The organism is Serratia sp. D1N4 (assembly GCF_054552755.1).
Genome location: NZ_CM137274.1, coordinates 2,790,760 through 2,809,706, shown reverse-complemented (window position 1 = coordinate 2,809,706; position 18,947 = coordinate 2,790,760). Strand labels below are relative to the sequence as shown.

Sequence of the window (18,947 nt, the reverse complement as noted above, 5' to 3'; positions counted from 1 at the left end):
ATTTGCTAGGTGCTGTTAAAAAAATTGAAGGCAAAACAAGATGTGGTCTGAATATTCACTCGATGTCGTTGATGCGGTAGCGCGCACCGGCAGTTTCAGTGCGGCAGCACAGGAGCTGCACCGTGTGCCGTCTGCGGTAAGCTATACCGTGCGGCAACTGGAGCAATGGCTGGCAGTGCCGCTGTTTGAACGCCGCCATCGTGATGTTGAACTGACGCCTGCCGGTGTGCTGTTTGTAAAAGAAGCGCGTACTGTTATCAAAAAAATGCTTGATACGCGTCGTCAATGTCAGCAGGTGGCCAATGGTTGGCGCGGGCAGCTAAAAATCGCGGTGGACATCATTGTTAAGCCGCAGCGCAGCCGCCAACTGGTCCTGGATTTTTATCGCCACTTCCCCGATGTGGAACTGGTGGTGCAACCGGAAGTGTTCAACGGCGTGTGGGACGCGCTGGTGGATGGCCGGGCCGAGATGGCGATCGGTGCCACGCGTGCGGTGCCGGTGGGCGGTGGCTTTGCCTTTCGCGATATGGGTTTTATGAACTGGTTGTGTGTCGTTAGCGCGTCACATCCGCTGGCCAGCCTGACCGGTTTGCTGCGCAACGATCAGCTGCGGCCATATCCCTCTCTGTTGCTGGAGGATACGTCGCGCAACTTGCCTAAGCGAGTGACTTGGTCATTGGATAATCAGCGGCGGCTTACCGTACCCGACTGGGTTTCCGCTGTAGATTGCCTGCGCAGCGGGTTGTGTGTTGGCATGGTGCCAGCGCATCGCGTACTGCCATTGGTGCAAAGCGGTGAACTGGTGGCATTGCAATTGCAGGAGCCGTTTCCCGCCAGTGCCTGCTGCCTGACCTGGCAGCAGAACGCACAGTCACCGGCGATGGCCTGGCTACTGGAGTATCTAGGAGATAGTGAAACGCTCAACCAGGAGTGGTTGAGCGAAGAGATTAGCGGCGATAATCGATAAATGGGCCATCGGCCACGGAACGGCGTTCGATCAGTTTTGGATGTACTTCAATCACCTGGGATTCTTCACGCTTGCTGATAATGCGATCCAGCAGCATGGTGAAAGCCATTTCCCCCAGGCGTTCTTTCGGCTGGTGGATGGTGGTTAGCGCCGGGGTGAAATAGCGCGCATTACGCACGTTATCGTAACCGATCACCGAAATATCCTGCGGGACGCGCAGCCCCAGTTCGTCGGCGGCACAGATCGCCCCCATTGCCATAATATCGCCCCCGCAAAATACCGCAGTAGGGCGCTGTTTCTGCGACAGGATCTGGTGCATGGCCTTGTAACCCGAATCGGGTTCAAAATCCCCTTGGACGATCCACTCTTCTCGCACCTCAACATTGGCCTCTTGCAGCGCCTTCAGGAAACCACGATGGCGGCCGCCGCCGGTGTTGCGTGATAACTGCCCAGGGATCGCCCCGATATCACGGTGGCCACGCTCCAGCAGATAGCGGCCAGCCAGATAGCCGCCTTCAAAGGCGTTATCGATAATGGTATCGGTAAAATCACCGCGTGCAGCACCCCAATCCATCACCACCATGGGGATATTGCGATAATCCTCCAGCATGCCCAGTAACTCATCCGGGTATTCCGAGCACATTACCAGCAGGCCATCAACACGCTTTTGCGCCAGCATCGCCAGGTAGGCACGCTGTTTGTCGAGGTTATTGTGCGAGTTACAAAGGATCAGGGTATAGCCTTTGCTATAGCAGCTGTTCTCTACCGCCTCGATCACTTCAGCAAAGTAGGGCGCTTCACTTGAGGTCGCCAGCAAACCGATCGATTTGGTATGGTTAACCTTCAGGCTACGTGCGACCGCGCTCGGGGAGTAGTGCAGTTCTTTGATCGCAGCCCGAACGGCCTCTTTTGTTTCTTCGGCGACGAAACGCGTCTTATTGATGACGTGCGAAACGGTGGTGGTGGAAACGCCAGCGCGTTTGGCGACATCTTTAATCGTTGCCATGTAAAGAATGACTCCTGAACCCACATGTTATGGCATGTAAGTATGATGTTAATCGTTTGCCTGCGTAGATCTCTCCCCAGAGAAGCGGAAGCTGAGTTTTTAGTGCTGAGTTCGTAAGCCGCTTAAACAGGAGGGGCATTTTGCCGGTACGCAGTTGTGAACTGCGGATTTTGTCCCAAATTGACGCAAAGTGGAAGATCTATTCGGCATTATAACTTGGGAAATGATAACAAGATTTTAGTCACGAACTGTGTGAAAATGATTTGACGCATTAATCGTGTGGATTTTATGCTTAGTGAAGCCAATCTGATAGGGAGTCGTTATGGATACCAATTTGAAGATGTCATTGATTACCACCGCTTGTGCTTTAGCAATGATTATTGTTTTCGGTTTTATCGCCGCATTGAACTGATTCATACCAAGAAATAATAAAGGCGCAGCATGCTGCGCCTTGCTATCAACCTCCAGCGATTACGCCAGATTCTTTTCCACGAACGCCCAGTTCACCAATGCCCAGAAGTTCTCCAGGTATTTCGGACGCGCATTGCGGTAGTCGATGTAATAGGCATGTTCCCACACGTCAACGGTCAGCAGCGGTTTGTCTTCACCGGTCAGCGGGGTTGCCGCGTTTGAGGTGCTAACGATCGCCAGCGTACCATCCGCCTTTTTCACCAGCCAGGTCCAACCCGCGCCGAAGTTTTTCACGGCGGCATCGGTGAATTGCTCTTTAAAAGCAGCAAAAGAACCGAAGGATTTGGTGATCGCAGCGGCTACTGCGCCCGTTGGCTCGCCGCCACCCTGTGGTGACAGGCAATGCCAGTAGAAGGTGTGGTTCCACACCTGTGCTGCGTTGTTAAACACGCCGCCGGTAGACGTTTTGACAATCTCTTCCAGGGTTTTGCCTTCGAACTCGCTGCCTTTCACCAGGTTGTTCAGGTTAACCACGTAGGTGTTATGGTGCTTACCATAGTGGTATTCCAGGGTTTCTGCAGAAATGTGCGGTTCGAGAGCGTTTTTTTCATACGGTAATGCAGGTAATTCAAACGACATTGCTTTCTCCTTTTTATATACAGCACTATTATTCCGACAACCTCCAACCCGGTGGTTGAAGGAGGAAAACAGAATTGTTGTGTGTTTTTTATGGACAATAATCTTAACAACTTTCCGGGTGAAAAAAAGGTTTAAAGCATGTTAAGCGGCTGATTGATTAAAGCATCGGCAGGAAAGGGCGGCTGAGGCTATGTCTCAGCCGCAATAAATCAACGGATAGTTTTTGGCGTGACGACACGGCGTGCGCCGATGTAGTGGTTCTGCCAGTAGTCATTATCTAACTGGCTGACGCGGATTTCTTCGCCAGTACGCGGGGACTGGATAAACTTGCCGTTACCAAGATAAACGCCAACGTGATCGGCAGTACCACGGTTATTGATGCGAAAGAACACCAGATCGCCGGTTTCCAACTCGCTTTTCTTGATCGGCGCGGCATCACGCAGGTGATACATTTCATTGGCGGTACGTGGCATTTTGATTTTCACCACGTCTTTATAGGCGTAATAAATCAGGCCGCTGCAGTCAAACCCGGTGTGTGGTGAAGAACCGCCCCATTGGTAAGGCTTGCCCATCTGGCTCATGAGTTTGGCCATGGCCGTTTGTTTGGCATGCTGATAACGTTTTTTGTGCGCAGGGCTGAGTTTCAGTGGTTTTTCATTCTTGGCCAGTTTCGCGGTAGCCATATTCGGCTCACGATGGCGACCATAGCCTTTCTTGTAACCCTTTTTCGGCGGAGTGACTTTGACGCTGGCAGTGCGGGTAGATTTACTCTTTGATTTAACCTGTGTGGTTTTCTTCCCTGCCTGTGACTTTATTTTCGCTGTTTTCTGAGTCGCAACGGCTTTTCCTTTTTTGCTGGCCTTATCCGCTTTCTTTTTCTTGCGATCGTCAGGCCGGGCCTCATTAACGTGCCCCTTACGTTGCTCGGCAGAAACATGTGCCTTTGGCGCAGCGTGCGCCAGATTGAAGAACAGCTGTGAGAACAACAGCATGAAAAGCGTAATAATTAAACGCATGTCAATGTTACCAACCTTGGCCTCGAAAAAGATATCTAACGGGCTACAGTATTCCCGAAATTTGCCATATAAAACAGCGTAGAACTCATAAATAGTAATCCATATTGTGAGAAAACGTTAATGGCATTTTTTATGATGTAAAATCAATCAGTTGATGTATAAAAAAACATCAATAAACCGAGTGTGACTTATTATTCATCCAGTGCCAACCGCGAAAATATAATAGTGAAATAGTCGGATTAAAAATGTTATTCTGTGAGTATGTTTTAACCGGAATAGTGCGGTTTTTAGAGCTCGTCCGGCAACCGGAAATGTCCCTGCAAAAGATGGCGTTTTCTTGATACTGTTCCTGCCGCTACAATAGCCGGTGTGATGTTGTAGCCAAGATGTGGCTTGAGGAAGCAATAATGACGACGATTGAAAAAATTCAGCAGCAGATTTCTGCTAACCCTATTTTGCTGTACATGAAAGGTTCACCGAAATTGCCAAACTGCGGTTTCTCTGCGCAAGCCGTCCAGGCGCTTTCCGCCTGTGGTGAGCGTTTCGCTTATGTTGATATTCTGCAAAACCCGGATATCCGCGCCGAACTGCCAAAATACGCCAATTGGCCAACCTTCCCGCAGTTGTGGGTTGACGGTGAACTGGTGGGCGGTTGCGATATCATTATGGAAATGTATCAGCGCGGTGAATTGCAGCCATTACTCAAAGAGACGGCTGAGAAATACAAACAGCAGGAAGATCAGCAGCCTTAATGGCGAAAGGTTTTACTGAAAAAACTCGGGCGGCATCTGTTACAGATGCCGCCCGAGTTGTTTATGACGCTTAGTCAGCGTTGTTGCTGCTGAGCGGCCAACCACCAAGACGTTTCCAACGATTCACCAGTTCACAAAACAGCAGAGCCGTTTGTTCGGTATCGTACAGGGCGGAATGTGCCTGGCTGCTGTCGAATGGCATACCGGCGGCGATACAGGCCTTGGCCAACACGGTCTGGCCCAGTACTAACCCGCTTAACGCGGCGGTATCGAAGGTAGCAAACGGATGGAATGGATTGCGTTTCAGGCTGGCTCGCTCAGCGGCCGCCATCAGGAAGCTGTGATCAAAGTTGGCATTGTGAGCTACGATAATCGCTCGGTTACATCCTTGATCTTTAATACCTTTGCGCACGGCCTTGAAAATGGCGTGTAGCGCATCATGTTCACTCACCGCACCGCGCAGCGGGTTATGCGGGTCAATACCGTTGAAGGCTAGCGCTTCGGGTTGCAGATTAGCCCCTTCAAAGGGTTCAACGTGAAAATGCAGGGTTTCATCCTGCTGTAACCAGCCGTTGCCATCCATTTTCAGCGTGACAGCGGCAATTTCCAGCAGCGCATCGGTCTTGGCATTAAAGCCTGCGGTTTCTACATCAATAACAACGGGATAAAACCCACGAAAACGGCCACTCAGGGCGTTAAGATCACTTTTTTCGGCCATCAGTTTCTTATCTTCATCGAATACAGCGGGCATTATGACAAATTTCTTGCCTTGATGCAGCGGAGATAAAAGAAGGGCGCTGAAATGCGCCCTGGGGAAACGTCAGTTGCCGAGACCTTGGCCAGCATGTTTGTTCTCGATCAGTTCGATTTTGTAGCCATCGGGATCTTCAACGAAAGCGATAATCGAGGTGCCGCCTTTGACCGGGCCCGCTTCACGGGTTACGTTGCCGCCAGCATGGCGAATGTTGTCGCAGGTAGCTGCCACATTATCAACGCCCAGTGCCAGGTGGCCAAATGCGGAACCCATCTCGTAGCTGTCAACGCCCCAGTTGTAGGTGAGTTCAATCACAGAACCTTCGCTTTCATCGGTATAGCCAACGAACGCCAACGAGTATTTGTACTCGGTGTTCTCGCTGGTGCGCAACAGGCGCATGCCTAATACCTTGGTATAGAAATCGATGGAACGCTGTAGGTCACCGACACGGATCATGGTATGGAGTAGGCGCATAATTTCCTCTGATTGGATGTGCCGCAGCGAGCGGCAGGTAGATTGAAGCGAACATCAGTATAGCTTTGTCATCTAAGGCAATTCAACGCGTCTGGTGCACAAGTGGCTTACGTGACGCTGTCACTAATAAATTCAGCCGGCTTTTGGCCGGCTGGGGATCAAATAAAAGTTACTTACAGAGTAGGATAATCGGTATAACCCGCTGCGCCGCCACCGTAGAAGGTGTCAGCATGCGGTTCATTCAGCGGCGCTTTCTGCTTGAAGCGTTCTAACAGATCCGGGTTAGCGATATAGCTGCGGCCAAAGGCAACGGCATCAATAAAGCCTTTTTCGATCAGTTCTTCGGCTTTTTCGGCAGTGTAGGCACCCGCGCCCACGATTACCCCGCTGAAATGCGCGCGAATAGCGTCACGGAACGCGGCTGAATAAGGCTTGCCACCGGCCCAATCGGGCTCAGAGATGTGCAGATAGGCGATGCCACGTTTATTCAGCTCTTCGATCAGATATAGCGCTGCTGCTTCCTGGTCTTCCCCGTTGTCCAGGCCATTGAATGGGCCAAGCGGTGAAATACGGATACCAACACGATCTGCCCCAATTTCGGCGATGCTGGCATCAACCACTTCCAACGTCAGGCGAGTACGATTCTCAATACTGCCACCATACAGATCGGTACGCTGGTTAGAGGCCGGAGACATGAACTGGTGCAGCAGGTAACCATGTGCTGCATGTAATTCAATGTAGTCGAAACCCGCTTCACGGGAATTGGCAGCCGCCTGGCGGAAATCGTTGACGATCCCGGCGATTTCTGAAGTTTCCAGTGCGCGCGGAGTGGAGGTTGGCACACGTACCCAGGCACCGGTTTCATCGCGGACCGTGGTGCGGGTTTCGGCATTGATTGCGGAAGGGGCGACCGGTGCTTGCTGGCCCGGTTGCAGGCTGTCGTGAGAAATGCGGCCAACGTGCCAAAGCTGCACGGCGATATGCCCTTGCTTCTCATGAACGGCCTGAGTGATTTTTTTCCACGCGGCAATCTGTTCCGGGGTATGCAACCCTGGAGCACCGGCATAGCCTTTCGCCTGGAAAGAAATCTGTGTCGCTTCGGTAATGATCAGGCCGGAACTGGCGCGTTGTGCATAGTATTCCGCCATCAATGGGGTTGGAATATCACCGGGTTCAATGCTGCGCAAACGAGTCAGCGGGGCCATGAATACACGATTGGGCAGTGTTGTAGAGCCAACTTTCAGGGGGGAGAACAACTTTTCAATCTTCATAATGCATCCTATTTAATAGACCGGTCGACTAGTTTGGGTTAAAACGTATTTCAGCAATGGCACTTTCAGGGTAAATCAAAGGGATTAGGGTTGCGCAGGGCGCAACAGTAACTCGATAGTTTCCAGCGCGCTGGTCAGTGGGGCGACCGAACGGCGGATTTTGGCTCGCAGCGAAGCACCAAGCCATAATGAGTAGAGCGTTTCCGCCGTTGCCGCTGGGCTCATGGCGATGACCAGCGAACCTTCACGTATCCCTCGCTCAAGCGCCTCTTGCAGATGGCCAACAATGCGCGCGGTGCCGGTTTCTAGCGCATGGCGCATCGGTTCCGACAGATCGCTGACCTCGGCAGAAAGTTTCACCGCCAAGCAGGCGTTATGGCATTCGCTGAGGCAGTGATGGCTGATGGCTTGTGCGTAATAACTTAATAACTGATGGCGCGCATCGCGTTTGACATCGCCAAACAACGTCTGCATATCAGCATCATAGTGTTCAAAATAGCGTTGCAGCATCGCTTCGCCAAAAGCTTCCTTCGAGCGAAAATAGTGGTAGAACGAGCCTTTAGGCACGCCAGCCGTCGCGAGCAATTGGCTCAGGCCCATACCGGCAAAGCCAAGGCGCATGCTGAGGGTTTCGCCAGTAACGAGCAGATGTTCACGTGTATCCACGTTGCAATGCACAGGTTTTGTCATAATGATGCTGAGCGTAATAGACCGATTGGTCTAGGTCAAGAGAAATAAAAAGCCGGTGAGTAATACCGGCTTGAGTTTGAGTTTATTGTGCCTTAGGAGAGCGTAAAAGTTAAGCCTTGCCTTGGGCGTGCCTGCGGCAATTTTGCAGAATATCCTGATGGGGCTGATATTCATGTGTCTGCACGTTGAGCATACCCAACAGGGTGTGGAACAGGTTGTCCTGCGAAACCTCATCGTTTTCAGCCAGGCTATTCAGGCATTGACGATCGATAGCAAAATTGCGTTCATACTCTGCCGACATCCACATCAGGAAAGGCACGTGGGTTTGCTGAGAAGGCGCAAAGAGATAAGGCGTGCCGTGCAGGTAAATACCGTTTTCCCCCAGCGATTCGCCATGGTCAGAAAGGTAAACCATTGCCGTATTGAATTTGTCACCGTGTTGCTGCAACAGCTTGATGGTGTTATCCAGCATAGCATCGGTGTACAGCAACGAATTGTCGTAGGTGTTCACCAATTGTGCGTGCGTACAGTCCTGGATCTGGTTGCTGTCGCAGGTCGGGGTAAATTGGCGGAATTCAGGCGTGCTGCGGCGATAATACGCTGGCCCATGGCTGCCCATCTGGTGCAGCACGATAACGCCGTTGCCTTTCAGACCGTTGATGTAGTCATCCAGTTGGTGCAGCAGCACATTGTCCATACAGACATCACCCTCACAGTACTGCGGTAACTGCAATTTGGTCATGTCGATATGCGGGATGCGGTCGCAGGCACCTTTGCAGCCGCCATCATTGTCACGCCACAGCATATTGACTCCGGCATGAGCCAGAACATCCATTAGGCCTTCTTGATGAGCGGCTAATTTGGCATCGTAATCGCTGCGCGGCATGTTGGAGAACATACAAGGCACGGAGATCGCCGTTTCGGTACCGCAAGAGCTGGCATTCCTGAAATACACCACGTTGTCCTGTTTCAGGCGCGGATTGGTTTCGCGTGGGTAACCACCAAGCGAGAAGTTTTCCGCCCGCGCGGTTTCGCCCACCACCAGGATCAGCAGCGTCTTTTTCTCCTGGCTAAGGATGGTCGGGCCCAGTTGGGCATCTTCGCCAATCTTGACTAGCGGCAGACTGCGGCTGAAATAGCGATGTTCGGCAAATTTGATCGTGCCAGCAACAAAGTTGGAAGGCGTGAGCATTTTCACCACGCTCTTATTGTTGCGGATCAGCGAGGCGTAATCTTTGTAAAACAAGGCAGCGACCAGCAAGATCACCACGACAGAAAGCATGACGTTTGCAGCACGCAAGCCAAGCATGTACCACCAGGGGCGAGTTTTATGGATTTGCACCCAACAGACCGCCACCGAAGGAAGAATACCCAGCAGTAGTAGCCACAGCCCCATACGTGGCGTCAACAAAGCTGCGGCTTCCTGCGAGTTGGTCTCGAAGGCGCTCTGCATCATATTTCCGTCGATCACGGTACCGTAACTGAACATAAAGTAATTGGTAGCCGCACTGCCGAGCAGCAGAAGGATAATCAGTGGTTTGCGCAGCAGTGGTATTGTCAGCACGCTAAAAATTATGTTGAGCGCACAAAAAATCACCACTGGCATAGTGGCAGCGAAAATGACGCTATGGATGCTATCGAAGTTGATATACGACCAGGCGGTATAGAGAAATAAGGCGTTATGGAATAGGGTAAAAAATAGTGCGCTGGAAAGGATAAACCCCAAGCTGTTGCACTGTAGTAATCGACGTAACTGCATTGCCAAATCTGAATCCTGCGATTGTGTAATGCGCTGAAATCTACCAGATGAAACTTAAGATAACCTTAGAGAAGCAGAGCGCTACAGGGCTGCAATGGCTTGGCAAAAGCGGCTGCTGAGCAGCAGCCGCTCGCTTATCAATAGGCTGCGGTAAACTGTGCCTGGATGAACTGCGGTTTTTCGATCTCGTCGAGGATGGCTACGGCCAAGTCTTCTACCGAAATATTGGCTGGAGCCTGGCCGTTCATCAGCAATTGGGTGGTTCCCAGGCGGAATTGCCCGGTGCGTTTGCCCGGTTCCAGTAAGGCGGCAGGGGCGAGATAGGTCCAATCCAGTTGGGTTTCGTTTTTCAACTTATTGCGCAAATCGCGCACAGCCTGAGCGCCTGGGCGGATGTTTTCCGGGAATTGCGGGGTATCAACCAGCTCAACACCCGGGGCCACTTCCAGGCTACCCGCACCGCCAACAAACAGCAGGCGTTTCACCCCGGCTTTTTTCACCGCATCCAGGATCTGTTGCGCACCTTTGGCCGTTTTCTCATACAGATTATCTTCTGCCCAACCGGGATTGTAAGCGCTGATCGCGGCATCCTGACCGGTTAATTGTTTTGCCAGCCATTCGGTGTCGGCCACATCGCCCAGTGCGACGGCCAGATCAGCATGGTCAGGCAGATCCTTGTTCTGGCGGGCGATAGCCGTAACCTGTAAGCCACGAGCCAAAGCTTCATCCACCACGCGACGGCCAACAAAACCGGTTGCTCCAATAATGACGACTTTCATTCGTTATCTCCTGTCCATACGACTCAGTGTGTTTGCCGAATCATTCGCATCCGGCGCGTTGGACATACTATAGTACTTAACAATAGAGTTGATTAGTGTCATATTCATGCTTTGTTTATTAAGTAAAGCTTCATAATAATGGATAAGCTCAATCGAATGGCGGTATTTGCCACCGTGGTGGCAGAGGGTTCTTTTGCTGGAGCGGCTCGCAGGTTGGGGATGACGCCTTCGGCCATCAGCCAGCACATACGTTCGCTGGAAAAGGCGCTTGGCGTACCGTTACTGCACCGTTCAACGCGCCGTCTGGCACTGACGGAGTCTGGAGCGGCCTTCTATCCAGGTTGTGAAGCCATGTTGCAGGAGGCGCAGCGTGCTGAGCAGCGGCTTGCGGAGCTACGGGATACGCTGGTGGGGGAACTCCGTATTGCCACCACCGTCGGTATCGGCGGCGGGCCGTTGGCAGAAGCGCTGGCACCGCTGTTGCTGGCGCATCCTAAACTGACGCTGCGTATTCTGGCGGACGATCAGGTGGTGGATATGATTGAGCAACGCGTAGACATTTCGCTGCGGGTGAATCTGCAACTGGCAGACACCAGCTTGATTGCGCATCATCTGAGTGAATGGCCGATGGTACTGTGCGCTGCACCTCGCTACCTTAGCCAGCATGGCGTACCCGAAACGCCGCAGGATCTGGTTCAGCACCGCTGGATCACCGGCAGTAGCCAGGGTTTTCAGCTCGATCTGCATCATCAATCCGGTGAAAATTTCAAGCTGCGGCTGGCCGCCGGGCAGATTGTCAGCGGCAGCATGAATGTGATGCGCGCTTTTACCCGCATCGGGCTGGGGATCTCTGGTCAGCCGCTTTACGAAATCGGTGATGAGCTGCGCCGAGGGGAATTAATTGCCCTATTACCTGAGTGGCGGCCAGTACCATTCCGCCTGCATGCCTTGACGTTGGAGCGCGTGCTGCCGGAGAAAACCCGTCAGGCCTTGCATTACCTGCGTGATTATTTTCGTCGCCATGGTGAAAAGCCACTTGCCATCGGCGCTGATGACGTCTTCAATTAGGTAAGGCCGTGTGGAACACTGCCTAAACGCAGGAGGTCGTGTGGCGCAGCAACTTGAGTTTTTTGACATCCCCAGCCCGTGCCGTGGCATTTGCCAGACGGATGAGCGCGGTTTCTGCCGTGGCTGCCTGCGCAGCCGCGAGGAGCGCTTTGGCTGGATGCAAATGAACGATGCGCAAAAACGTGATGTTTTGCGCTTATGCCGCCAACGTTATCTGCGTATGCAGCGCGTCAGTAAGCCCTCTGATGAAATTCCGCCGGAACAGCCTTCGCTTTTTTAGCTATTTCCCGATCTGACGCACGTTAATGCCGTTTTATGGCTTCCTACCCTCTGGGCGCTTGTGTATGCTGGCGCGGAATAATTTTATGGAGTTTAAAAGATGGTGAATCGCATCAAGCTTGCACCGCAAGGGCCTGAATTCTCACAGATGATCTGTGGCTATTGGCGTTTAATGGAATGGGAGATGTCTCCTCAGCAACTGCTGACGTTTATTGAGCAGCATATTGAATTGGGCGTGACGACGGCCGATCATGCTGATATTTACGGCGGTTATGCCTGTGAGCAAGCTTTTGGTGAGGCGATTAAGCTGAAACCTTCGGTACGCCAAGGGATGGAACTGGTTTCAAAGTGCGGTATCGCGACCACCGCCAAGCCGGGTAACCCGATAGGCCATTACATTACCGATCGCGAGCATATTGTACAGAGTGCCGAGCAGTCGTTAACCCACCTGCATACCGATTATCTGGACTTGCTGTTGATCCATCGCCCCGATCCGTTGATGGACGCTGACGAGGTGGCTGAAGCTTTTGTCGCACTGCATAAAGCGGGCAAGGTGCGCCATTTCGGTGTTTCCAACTTTACTCCGACCCAGTTTACTCTGTTGCAGTCGCGCCTGCCGTTCTCGCTGGTGACTAATCAGGTGGAAATCTCACCTATTCATCAACCGGCGATCCTGGATGGAACTTTGGATCAGAGCCAGCAACTGCGCATCAAGCCAATGGCCTGGTCTTGCCTGGGCGGTGGCCGCCTGTTCAGCGATGCAGAATTCCAGCCGCTGCGTGATGAACTGCAATCCGTAGCGCAGGAAATTGGCGCTGAAACCATTGAACAAGTGGTCTATGCCTGGATCATGCGCTTACCCTCTGCGCCACTGCCGATTATCGGTTCTGGCAAAATCGAGCGCGTGCGCTCAGCCATTAAGGCATGTGAGTTGGAAATGAGCCGCCAGCAGTGGTTCCGTATCCGCAAAGCAGCCTTGGGTTACGACGTACCATAAGTTTTTTTATTAGCCGGGCTAATTGCCCGGCTAATATTTTAGTGACTATATTTTTTTGAATACTTTTCCAATCCATCCTTTTTACACCGTCAGCAGACATTTGAAATAGACTCTCTTCGTGATTACTCATCAGTGGCACAACATGAATGACAGGATTTTTCCCTCACTAAACGGTAGTATTATGTTGTGGAATGCAGAGGTAATTAAGTAAGTAATTATACCGAAACCATACCTATTTATACGATGCTTTCTTATCGACACACGCAGGCGCCATCTTATCTTAATGAGATAAAAATGGGGGCGCCAGCAACCGCATGTCCCGCTATCGATAAAAGCACACCTGACTGGATCGGTGTTGATAACTATAACTGGTCTGTAGCTGATATGTGGGAAACGTATAATCGTGTAGCGCCACAGTCTAATAAAGAAAGCCCTAAGTGGGTGCTGGTTCCACCGTCAACGGCATCACTGGGTTTGAATGATGAAAAACTGTATACGCAGATTAACTTATACTGGGATTTTATCAATCGATATCCCAATGCGCCGATCATTTATATCATGAACTGGAGGTTTGATAGAGATGTTACGGAAAAACGTGATATTTATACTAAATCAACAGCATTGTTATCCTTTATGGCCAATACTCTGGTTTCGGGTTTGTAATCCCAGACAATAAAAGTAATAACTTAATCGGGAAAACTCCCGGTTAAAACCGATTTAATCTTTTACGATTAATATTAAGAAGCATTATTTTCCATTCTTCCTTAAAGAGTGATTAAAAACGGAAGGAATACCTTAGATGAGTTATAGAATAATCGAATCTAAAGTGAGTAACAGAGAAATATTTAGTTAATTGAATTTATATAAAATTGAATAATTTCATATACGCTCTATACTGAGGACTCTGTTACAACTATCGCATGGAGGTTGATTGATGAAACGTTATTGGTGCGCAGCATTGGGCCTGATGGCCTGTGGCGCTGCACAAGCTGCTTCGGTTGATGTCGAAATGAATCTGGTGACTGCCCAGGGAATTGGTCAGGACATCGGCAAAGTCACTATCAGTGAAACACCTTACGGCCTGTTGTTTACGCCACAGCTTAAGGCGCTGCCGGGTGGGGTGCATGGTTTTCATGTACACGAAAAGGGCAGTTGCGAACCGGGGATGAAAGACGATAAAGCGGTGGCTGCTTTAGCGGCAGGTGGGCATTTTGACCCACAAAAGACCGGTAAACACCTTGGTCCATACGCTGATGGGCATCTGGGCGATCTGCCCGCCATCTACGTAACGAATGACGGCATGGCCAGCGATCCGGTTTTGGCACCACGCCTGAAGAAGATCGGTGAAATCGAGGGTAAAGCCCTGATGGTTCACGCAGGTGGTGATAACCATTCCGACCATCCGAAACCCTTGGGTGGTGGTGGCGATCGGTTTGCCTGCGGTGTAATTAAGTAAGTAGGTCGCCCGCGTTAAGTTGTCGCGGGCGCAACTATTGTTGCCTCTGGCGGTGAAATCGCCTGTTTTAGCTGTTGCAGCGAGCAATATAACCGCCAAATCAACCCTGCCAAATCGCGCGCGGCCTGTTCCGGGTGATGCGCTAGCGCGTTACTCATGCGTTGCAACTCTTGCAGCGTGGCGTCCAGCGAACTGTGGTGTACCCCTTTCTCGGTCATAATCCCCTTCAGGCAATGAATGCAGACGTCACGAACGGCAGAAAGCGGATCCGAGCGGGTTTGCCATTCGCGCAACTGCCAAACGATGTGGCTACAGTTCAGTAGCACCACTCCCCAACGGAGCAACCAGGTGCGGGCTTCTTGATCCTGACTTTGATTCAACTGACTGATACGGTGATAGATCCGAGACTCAAACTGGCTTTCGTTTTGCTGGGGCTTGCGACTTAACTGATCGATAAAGTCACGGCGCAATGCACGAATAATACGCTGGCTTTTACGCTTGTCTGAACTGGGGCGGAGGATCTGGAATGCCAACCCGGCCAGCAATACCCCAACAATCTTGCTGATGCTATCGTTCATAAACAATTGGTAGTCGTAGCTGGGGGGATTGGTGACGGCGAGAAACGATCCCATAAACACGATCAACTGACCCCACAGCGGCGCGTAGGGAGGATGCTGTAGCTTCATCATCTGCATTGTCACCAGCACCGGAAACAGAAAGGCGCAGAATAGCCAGAAGTCATTGAGTTGAATCATCAGGCCAAACTTGATCAAAAAGCAGAAAACCGAAAGCAGGGAAACGGCTTTCAGCAGATTGGCGACGGATTTGGTCGGTGAAGGCGTGGATGAGTAGAGGACACAACTGATGGCGGTCATGGTCAGAGCCGAACTGCCAGAATCCCATTGGGTGCTGATCCAGAAAGCACAGCCGATCAGGATGCAAAGAAAGGTACGTAATCCGTTGTAGGCGGCTTCATAGCTGTCGGTGTGGCGAGCTAGCGCGGTGACGCGTGGTGGTTTGATCTCGCTGGCCTGGGTAGCGCTTTCCAGCCGTTGTAACCAGCGGCTGCAACGCAGATAAAGCCAACAAAAATGCCGTAAGCGCAGGAAAAAAGCACGATGACGGTAATCGGCCGGATCTTGTGGTGCGATAAGTTGCAGAATATGCGCCAAACGGTATTTATCGGTGTCAGGGCTGTGCAGTTCTTTCAGCAGTTGATCCAACACCGATGCCAGGTTAGCCGGTTGATCCGGCCAGTTCAGCAACATGCGCCGCAGGCTGGAGATCACGCTGGTAATGCGCAATTGCTGATGCAGCATGTAGTTGAGGATGTTGTTCTGCCGGCGTAGCCGGTAATGGCTCCAGAAAGCCTGAATGCGTAAGACGTTCATCGTCAGGATCTGGCCAATCACCCCTTCGTGTGAAGTGCGCATCCGCAGGCTGATTTCCGGTTGCCACAGCATGGCGGCATGTTCCAGCAGCCGTAAATGCATCCGCCGCAGCGAGATCAGCAGGGCTTCACCATCCGACGTGCTGGGCAGGATCATCATCATCAGGCCACCGCATAAAATCCCGGTGATCACTTCACAGACTCGCGCTTGGGCGATATCGAAGATTTCCAGCGTATCGGTAACATTAACCGTGCTGAAGGCGATGATCGCTGCGGTATATCCTGCCAGAGCAAAGGCGTAGGAAACGTTGTTCTGGTAGTGGTTGGAAATGTAGGTACAGAACCCCAGCCAGGTGGCAATCGACAGCGTGAACAGCCAAGGATCGTTCAGACAATGACCGGCAATCATCAAGGACGCCATTGCCCCCATAAGGCTGCCAAAAATCCGCCCGATACTCTTGCTGATGACGCCACCCACCGTAGGGAAACTGACCACGGCGGCGGAGGTCAGGGCCCAATAAGGTTCGTCAAGTTGCAGAACAAACGCGATCCACAGCGCCAGACACATGGCCAGCGAGTTACGCAACGCATAACGCCATTGCCCTGCGGTGGCCTTGCCCCAAGGCGTGCGGTTCCATTCAAGAAAAGGCAGATTCACCGATCAATCCCGAGTGTGGATCGAAATAGTACAAGTAGTGCCCGCCACCAACGTGACATCGTCCGGAACATTGAGCAGTTTTATCCGCACCGGCACCCGTTGCGCCAGGCGTACCCAAGGCACGTTGGGTTTGACGTCAACTAACAAGCTGTTGTTATTATTATCATTCTCGACGTTTTGATCGTAAATCGCCCGGCCAATGCTCTCTACTTTACCTTGCAGGGGAATGTTGCCGTTATAGAGAACGATATCCGCTCTGCGGCCCTCTTTTATATGCCGCAGCTTGGTTTCTTCAAAATAGCCGAGCACATAGAATGAGTGAATATCCACCAACGCCACCAGCGGAGTGCCTGCGGTGGCGTAGTTACCAACGCGAGCCTGTAGATTGGTGATATAGCCATCGGTCGGTGCATAAATTCTGGTTTTGCTTAAATTCCATTTGGCCTGTTCCAGGTTGGCCTGCGCGGCTTTATAAGCGGCTTTCATGGCCTCAGCGGCTAAGTTAGATTCATCCAAATCCTCAGAGGAAATAACGTTATGCGGCAGGTTACGGCGACGTGTGGCTTCGTGATCGGCTTTGGCCAAGTCCGACTGTGCTTTTGCCAGCGCGGCTTCGGCGTTGTCCAAGGCGATCTGATAAGGGACTGGATCGATGCTGAAGATCAGGCTTCCCGCCGCGATGAACTGATTATCATGAACATTGATTTTTTCTAGCCGGCCAGAGACCTCAGGGGTGATATTAACCAGCTCGGCGCGCACTTTTCCGTCACGCGTCCAGGGGGATTGCATGTAGTAATTCCATAGCCACCAACCAGCACAAAGGGCAATGGCACAGATAATAACCGTCGAAAAATATTTTAATGTCTTATGCTTCATGGGCTACCAACTCGCTAATATCCACAGAGATCCGCTGACGGCGATGACGAAAATGGACAGATCCATCAACATAGGGTGCCAGATTTCGCCAGAATAGAGCCAGTCCCGCAGCAGGTGGTGAACCAGCAGCCAGCATACCAACCCGAGGAGAAATGCTTTAAATATCGGGGGAAAATAGAGCGAGGCACCGAGCACCAAATCGGGTAGGGGCGATGTAGCAGGGAACCAGGATGCATTCACAGTAACAATCCCTATGAGTGAATAGGATAAATATTTGCCTAGAGGATAACCAATAACTGATAAATTGAGTGGCTATTTTTACAATATCGATTATATACATTTGTGTTTTTAATATGACTTACCCAAAATAGTCTACACTCTGGGGTGTAATATTAGCATGCTAATTATAAGGAGGGGGAAGTGGAGTCAACATTAGGTTCAGATTTAGCACGATTGGTTCGTGTTTGGCGTGCGCTCATCGACCATCGGCTCAAACCGCTGGAACTGACTCAAACACATTGGGTTACTTTGTACAATATCAACCGGTTACCGCCTGAGCAGTCGCAGATCCAACTCGCAAAAGCGATCGGCATTGAACAACCGTCTTTGGTCAGAACGCTGGATCAACTGGAGGAGAAGGGGCTGATTACCCGCCATACTTGTGCAAATGATCGACGCGCAAAACGCATTAAGCTGACTGAAACCGCAGAGCCGATTATTCAGGAAGTGGATAGCGTGATTACCGTGACAAGAGGTGAAATACTCAGCGGTATCTCGGCAGATGAAGTAAAGCTTTTGGTAACCTTGATTGACAAACTCGAACAAAACATCATTGAACTGCAAGAAAAATAATAAACTCAGCGACTTTTTTTGAGCGTTCTTTTCACGGCACAGATACTAAAACCGGAGGGTCAGTGCCTCCGGTTTTACGTTCAGGAAAGTACTATGTTACTGCAGCGGAGAAACGGTAACGGTACCGCCGTTTTGCGCCATACGGACACGTTGCCCAGGGCTGAACTGAGTGGCGCCTGTTCTCTGTACCACAACGATGTTTTCTTTGTTGTCGGTTCTGATTTCCAGTTCGACGCCATTGCTGCGGGAAGCCACACTCCCTACGCTGTTACCCACCACACCACCGGCTACCGCGCCTGCTGCTGTTGCCAGCGTGCGGCCAGTACCCCCACCAACGGTATTCCCCAACAGGCCACCCAGCACTGCACCACCGATAGCGCCGATGGTGTTTGCACTTTCACTGCCCTGGATTTGTACCGGGCGTACAGAAACTAAAGTGCCAAAGGTGACGGTCTGTACACGCTTGGCATCAGAGGCCGAATAAACATCGCCGGAGGTTGTAGGGTCTGCACAGCCTGCCAGCGTGATTCCGGCGAGAGCAACGACGAGAAGACGCTTGATCATATAAAACTCCTGCGGTTAGTAATCCCGATCTGGGAAACCTGCCCAAATCCGGCTTAATGAAAATGTTTCAACAAGTGTGGCTGAAAACGTGCGATATCACCATGACTCGCTACGGCACACAGCTTAACTTTTCTCTGTTCAACCAATAATAAACGGTGGTTTAGCTTTATAACAGAGCAGGGGAAAAATAAGCGTAATTTTTTGTTGCGTTTATGCTGTTGTCCGTTATCAGGATAAAATCAGCGCGTCGTTCACAGCGTGTAGAAAATGCATCATAATTCATGGCGTT

At 51.3% G+C, this 18,947-nt stretch carries 22 protein-coding genes; 9 read left to right on the top strand and 13 right to left on the bottom strand.

The window, feature by feature from the left end:
• Nucleotides 1–40 precede the first annotated feature (40 nt).
• Nucleotides 41–967 carry a DNA-binding transcriptional activator PunR gene (gene punR / locus ACX1CU_RS12310; protein ID WP_459398607.1) on the top strand — a complete coding sequence of 309 codons (927 nt, stop codon included), beginning with the start codon at nt 41–43 and terminating at the stop codon, nt 965–967.
• Here the strand turns inward: punR and purR are convergent.
• The gene (gene purR, locus ACX1CU_RS12305; RefSeq protein ID WP_459398606.1) at nt 948–1,973 is read right to left on the bottom strand and encodes an HTH-type transcriptional repressor PurR; all 1,026 of its coding nucleotides are present in this window, start codon (nt 1,971–1,973) and stop codon (nt 948–950) included. The genes punR and purR overlap by 20 nt on opposite strands.
• 322 nt (nt 1,974–2,295) lie before the next feature.
• Between purR and cydH the strand changes: the two genes are divergently transcribed.
• A complete protein-coding gene (gene cydH, locus ACX1CU_RS12300) occupies nt 2,296–2,385 on the top strand; it encodes a cytochrome bd-I oxidase subunit CydH (protein WP_459398605.1) in 90 nt (29 codons plus the stop codon).
• 59 nt (nt 2,386–2,444) lie between these two features.
• Here cydH and sodB read toward each other — a convergent pair whose 3' ends face one another.
• Entirely contained in the window at nt 2,445–3,023 is a 579-nt protein-coding gene (gene sodB / locus ACX1CU_RS12295) for a superoxide dismutase [Fe] (RefSeq protein ID WP_459398604.1), read from the bottom strand.
• A 209-nt stretch (nt 3,024–3,232) separates the two neighbouring features.
• Nucleotides 3,233–4,039, bottom strand: a complete 807-nt coding sequence (locus ACX1CU_RS12290; RefSeq protein ID WP_459398603.1) for a C40 family peptidase — start codon at nt 4,037–4,039, stop codon at nt 3,233–3,235.
• Nucleotides 4,040–4,446: 407 nt separating this feature from the next.
• Here ACX1CU_RS12290 and ACX1CU_RS12285 point away from each other — a divergent pair, with 407 nt between their 5' ends.
• A complete protein-coding gene (locus ACX1CU_RS12285; RefSeq protein ID WP_459398602.1) occupies nt 4,447–4,791 on the top strand; it encodes a Grx4 family monothiol glutaredoxin in 345 nt (114 codons plus the stop codon).
• A gap of 70 nt (nt 4,792–4,861) precedes the next feature.
• On the opposite strand, the gene rnt is transcribed toward ACX1CU_RS12285, so the two are convergent.
• From rnt to ACX1CU_RS12255, 6 genes are all read right to left on the bottom strand, one after another.
• A complete protein-coding gene (gene rnt, locus ACX1CU_RS12280; protein ID WP_459398601.1) occupies nt 4,862–5,542 on the bottom strand; it encodes a ribonuclease T in 681 nt (226 codons plus the stop codon).
• Between the two features lie 69 nt (nt 5,543–5,611).
• Nucleotides 5,612–6,019 (bottom strand): lactoylglutathione lyase, encoded by a 408-nt coding sequence (gene gloA / locus ACX1CU_RS12275; RefSeq protein ID WP_459398600.1) that lies wholly within the window; start codon nt 6,017–6,019, stop codon nt 5,612–5,614.
• Nucleotides 6,020–6,192: 173 nt separating this feature from the next.
• Nucleotides 6,193–7,290, bottom strand: coding sequence for an N-ethylmaleimide reductase (gene nemA, locus ACX1CU_RS12270; RefSeq protein ID WP_459398599.1), 1,098 nt, complete (start codon nt 7,288–7,290; stop codon nt 6,193–6,195).
• Between the two features lie 84 nt (nt 7,291–7,374).
• Nucleotides 7,375–7,980, bottom strand: coding sequence for a TetR/AcrR family transcriptional regulator (locus ACX1CU_RS12265; RefSeq protein ID WP_459398598.1), 606 nt, complete (start codon nt 7,978–7,980; stop codon nt 7,375–7,377).
• A gap of 109 nt (nt 7,981–8,089) precedes the next feature.
• Entirely contained in the window at nt 8,090–9,739 is a 1,650-nt protein-coding gene (gene eptA, locus ACX1CU_RS12260; RefSeq protein WP_459398597.1) for a phosphoethanolamine transferase EptA, read from the bottom strand.
• Nucleotides 9,740–9,876: 137 nt separating this feature from the next.
• Complete coding sequence (locus ACX1CU_RS12255) at nt 9,877–10,518, bottom strand: NAD(P)-dependent oxidoreductase (protein WP_459398596.1); 642 nt, start codon at nt 10,516–10,518, stop codon at nt 9,877–9,879.
• A gap of 138 nt (nt 10,519–10,656) precedes the next feature.
• Between ACX1CU_RS12255 and ACX1CU_RS12250 the strand changes: the two genes are divergently transcribed.
• The 5 genes from ACX1CU_RS12250 to sodC all read left to right on the top strand — a co-directional run bounded on the left by ACX1CU_RS12250 (nt 10,657) and on the right by sodC (nt 14,318).
• Nucleotides 10,657–11,586: a LysR substrate-binding domain-containing protein gene (locus ACX1CU_RS12250; protein ID WP_459398595.1), complete on the top strand. Its 930-nt coding sequence runs from the start codon at nt 10,657–10,659 to the stop codon at nt 11,584–11,586.
• A 40-nt stretch (nt 11,587–11,626) separates the two neighbouring features.
• Nucleotides 11,627–11,866, top strand: coding sequence for a DUF1289 domain-containing protein (locus ACX1CU_RS12245; RefSeq protein ID WP_459398594.1), 240 nt, complete (start codon nt 11,627–11,629; stop codon nt 11,864–11,866).
• Between the two features lie 99 nt (nt 11,867–11,965).
• Nucleotides 11,966–12,862 (top strand): aldo/keto reductase, encoded by an 897-nt coding sequence (locus ACX1CU_RS12240; RefSeq protein WP_459398593.1) that lies wholly within the window; start codon nt 11,966–11,968, stop codon nt 12,860–12,862.
• A gap of 294 nt (nt 12,863–13,156) precedes the next feature.
• The gene (locus ACX1CU_RS12235; RefSeq protein WP_459398592.1) at nt 13,157–13,525 is read left to right on the top strand and encodes a hypothetical protein; all 369 of its coding nucleotides are present in this window, start codon (nt 13,157–13,159) and stop codon (nt 13,523–13,525) included.
• Nucleotides 13,526–13,796: 271 nt separating this feature from the next.
• A complete protein-coding gene (gene sodC / locus ACX1CU_RS12230; RefSeq protein WP_459398591.1) occupies nt 13,797–14,318 on the top strand; it encodes a superoxide dismutase [Cu-Zn] SodC in 522 nt (173 codons plus the stop codon).
• 14 nt (nt 14,319–14,332) lie between these two features.
• Here sodC and ACX1CU_RS12225 read toward each other — a convergent pair whose 3' ends face one another.
• From ACX1CU_RS12225 to ACX1CU_RS12215, 3 genes are read right to left on the bottom strand one after another with little or no spacing between them, the layout of a single operon-like run.
• Nucleotides 14,333–16,366 (bottom strand): FUSC family protein, encoded by a 2,034-nt coding sequence (locus ACX1CU_RS12225; protein ID WP_459398590.1) that lies wholly within the window; start codon nt 16,364–16,366, stop codon nt 14,333–14,335.
• A 3-nt stretch (nt 16,367–16,369) separates the two neighbouring features.
• Nucleotides 16,370–17,242 (bottom strand): efflux RND transporter periplasmic adaptor subunit, encoded by an 873-nt coding sequence (locus ACX1CU_RS12220; protein WP_459398589.1) that lies wholly within the window; start codon nt 17,240–17,242, stop codon nt 16,370–16,372.
• A 3-nt stretch (nt 17,243–17,245) separates the two neighbouring features.
• The gene (locus ACX1CU_RS12215) at nt 17,246–17,482 is read right to left on the bottom strand and encodes a DUF1656 domain-containing protein (protein WP_459398588.1); all 237 of its coding nucleotides are present in this window, start codon (nt 17,480–17,482) and stop codon (nt 17,246–17,248) included.
• A gap of 180 nt (nt 17,483–17,662) precedes the next feature.
• Here ACX1CU_RS12215 and slyA point away from each other — a divergent pair, with 180 nt between their 5' ends.
• On the top strand, nt 17,663–18,094 hold the full coding sequence (gene slyA, locus ACX1CU_RS12210; protein WP_459398587.1) for a transcriptional regulator SlyA: 432 nt from the start codon (nt 17,663–17,665) through the stop codon (nt 18,092–18,094).
• A 96-nt stretch (nt 18,095–18,190) separates the two neighbouring features.
• Here the strand turns inward: slyA and ACX1CU_RS12205 are convergent, their stop codons facing one another.
• Complete coding sequence (locus tag ACX1CU_RS12205) at nt 18,191–18,658, bottom strand: outer membrane lipoprotein (RefSeq protein ID WP_459398586.1); 468 nt, start codon at nt 18,656–18,658, stop codon at nt 18,191–18,193.
• Nucleotides 18,659–18,947: the final 289 nt, after the last annotated feature.

What these genes read in the sequence shown, in the direction of transcription:
- punR (WP_459398607.1), top strand. Translation starts at nt 41, where the DNA reads ATGTGGTCTGAATATTCACTCGATGTCGTTGATGCGGTAGCGCGCACC.
- purR (WP_459398606.1), bottom strand. Translation starts at nt 1,973, where the DNA reads ATGGCAACGATTAAAGATGTCGCCAAACGCGCTGGCGTTTCCACCACC.
- cydH (WP_459398605.1), top strand. Translation starts at nt 2,296, where the DNA reads ATGGATACCAATTTGAAGATGTCATTGATTACCACCGCTTGTGCTTTA.
- sodB (WP_459398604.1), bottom strand. Translation starts at nt 3,023, where the DNA reads ATGTCGTTTGAATTACCTGCATTACCGTATGAAAAAAACGCTCTCGAA.
- ACX1CU_RS12290 (WP_459398603.1), bottom strand. Translation starts at nt 4,039, where the DNA reads ATGCGTTTAATTATTACGCTTTTCATGCTGTTGTTCTCACAGCTGTTC.
- ACX1CU_RS12285 (WP_459398602.1), top strand. Translation starts at nt 4,447, where the DNA reads ATGACGACGATTGAAAAAATTCAGCAGCAGATTTCTGCTAACCCTATT.
- rnt (WP_459398601.1), bottom strand. Translation starts at nt 5,542, where the DNA reads ATGCCCGCTGTATTCGATGAAGATAAGAAACTGATGGCCGAAAAAAGT.
- gloA (WP_459398600.1), bottom strand. Translation starts at nt 6,019, where the DNA reads ATGCGCCTACTCCATACCATGATCCGTGTCGGTGACCTACAGCGTTCC.
- nemA (WP_459398599.1), bottom strand. Translation starts at nt 7,290, where the DNA reads ATGAAGATTGAAAAGTTGTTCTCCCCCCTGAAAGTTGGCTCTACAACA.
- ACX1CU_RS12265 (WP_459398598.1), bottom strand. Translation starts at nt 7,980, where the DNA reads ATGACAAAACCTGTGCATTGCAACGTGGATACACGTGAACATCTGCTC.
- eptA (WP_459398597.1), bottom strand. Translation starts at nt 9,739, where the DNA reads ATGCAGTTACGTCGATTACTACAGTGCAACAGCTTGGGGTTTATCCTT.
- ACX1CU_RS12255 (WP_459398596.1), bottom strand. Translation starts at nt 10,518, where the DNA reads ATGAAAGTCGTCATTATTGGAGCAACCGGTTTTGTTGGCCGTCGCGTG.
- ACX1CU_RS12250 (WP_459398595.1), top strand. Translation starts at nt 10,657, where the DNA reads ATGGATAAGCTCAATCGAATGGCGGTATTTGCCACCGTGGTGGCAGAG.
- ACX1CU_RS12240 (WP_459398593.1), top strand. Translation starts at nt 11,966, where the DNA reads ATGGTGAATCGCATCAAGCTTGCACCGCAAGGGCCTGAATTCTCACAG.
- ACX1CU_RS12235 (WP_459398592.1), top strand. Translation starts at nt 13,157, where the DNA reads ATGGGGGCGCCAGCAACCGCATGTCCCGCTATCGATAAAAGCACACCT.
- sodC (WP_459398591.1), top strand. Translation starts at nt 13,797, where the DNA reads ATGAAACGTTATTGGTGCGCAGCATTGGGCCTGATGGCCTGTGGCGCT.
- ACX1CU_RS12220 (WP_459398589.1), bottom strand. Translation starts at nt 17,242, where the DNA reads ATGAAGCATAAGACATTAAAATATTTTTCGACGGTTATTATCTGTGCC.
- ACX1CU_RS12205 (WP_459398586.1), bottom strand. Translation starts at nt 18,658, where the DNA reads ATGATCAAGCGTCTTCTCGTCGTTGCTCTCGCCGGAATCACGCTGGCA.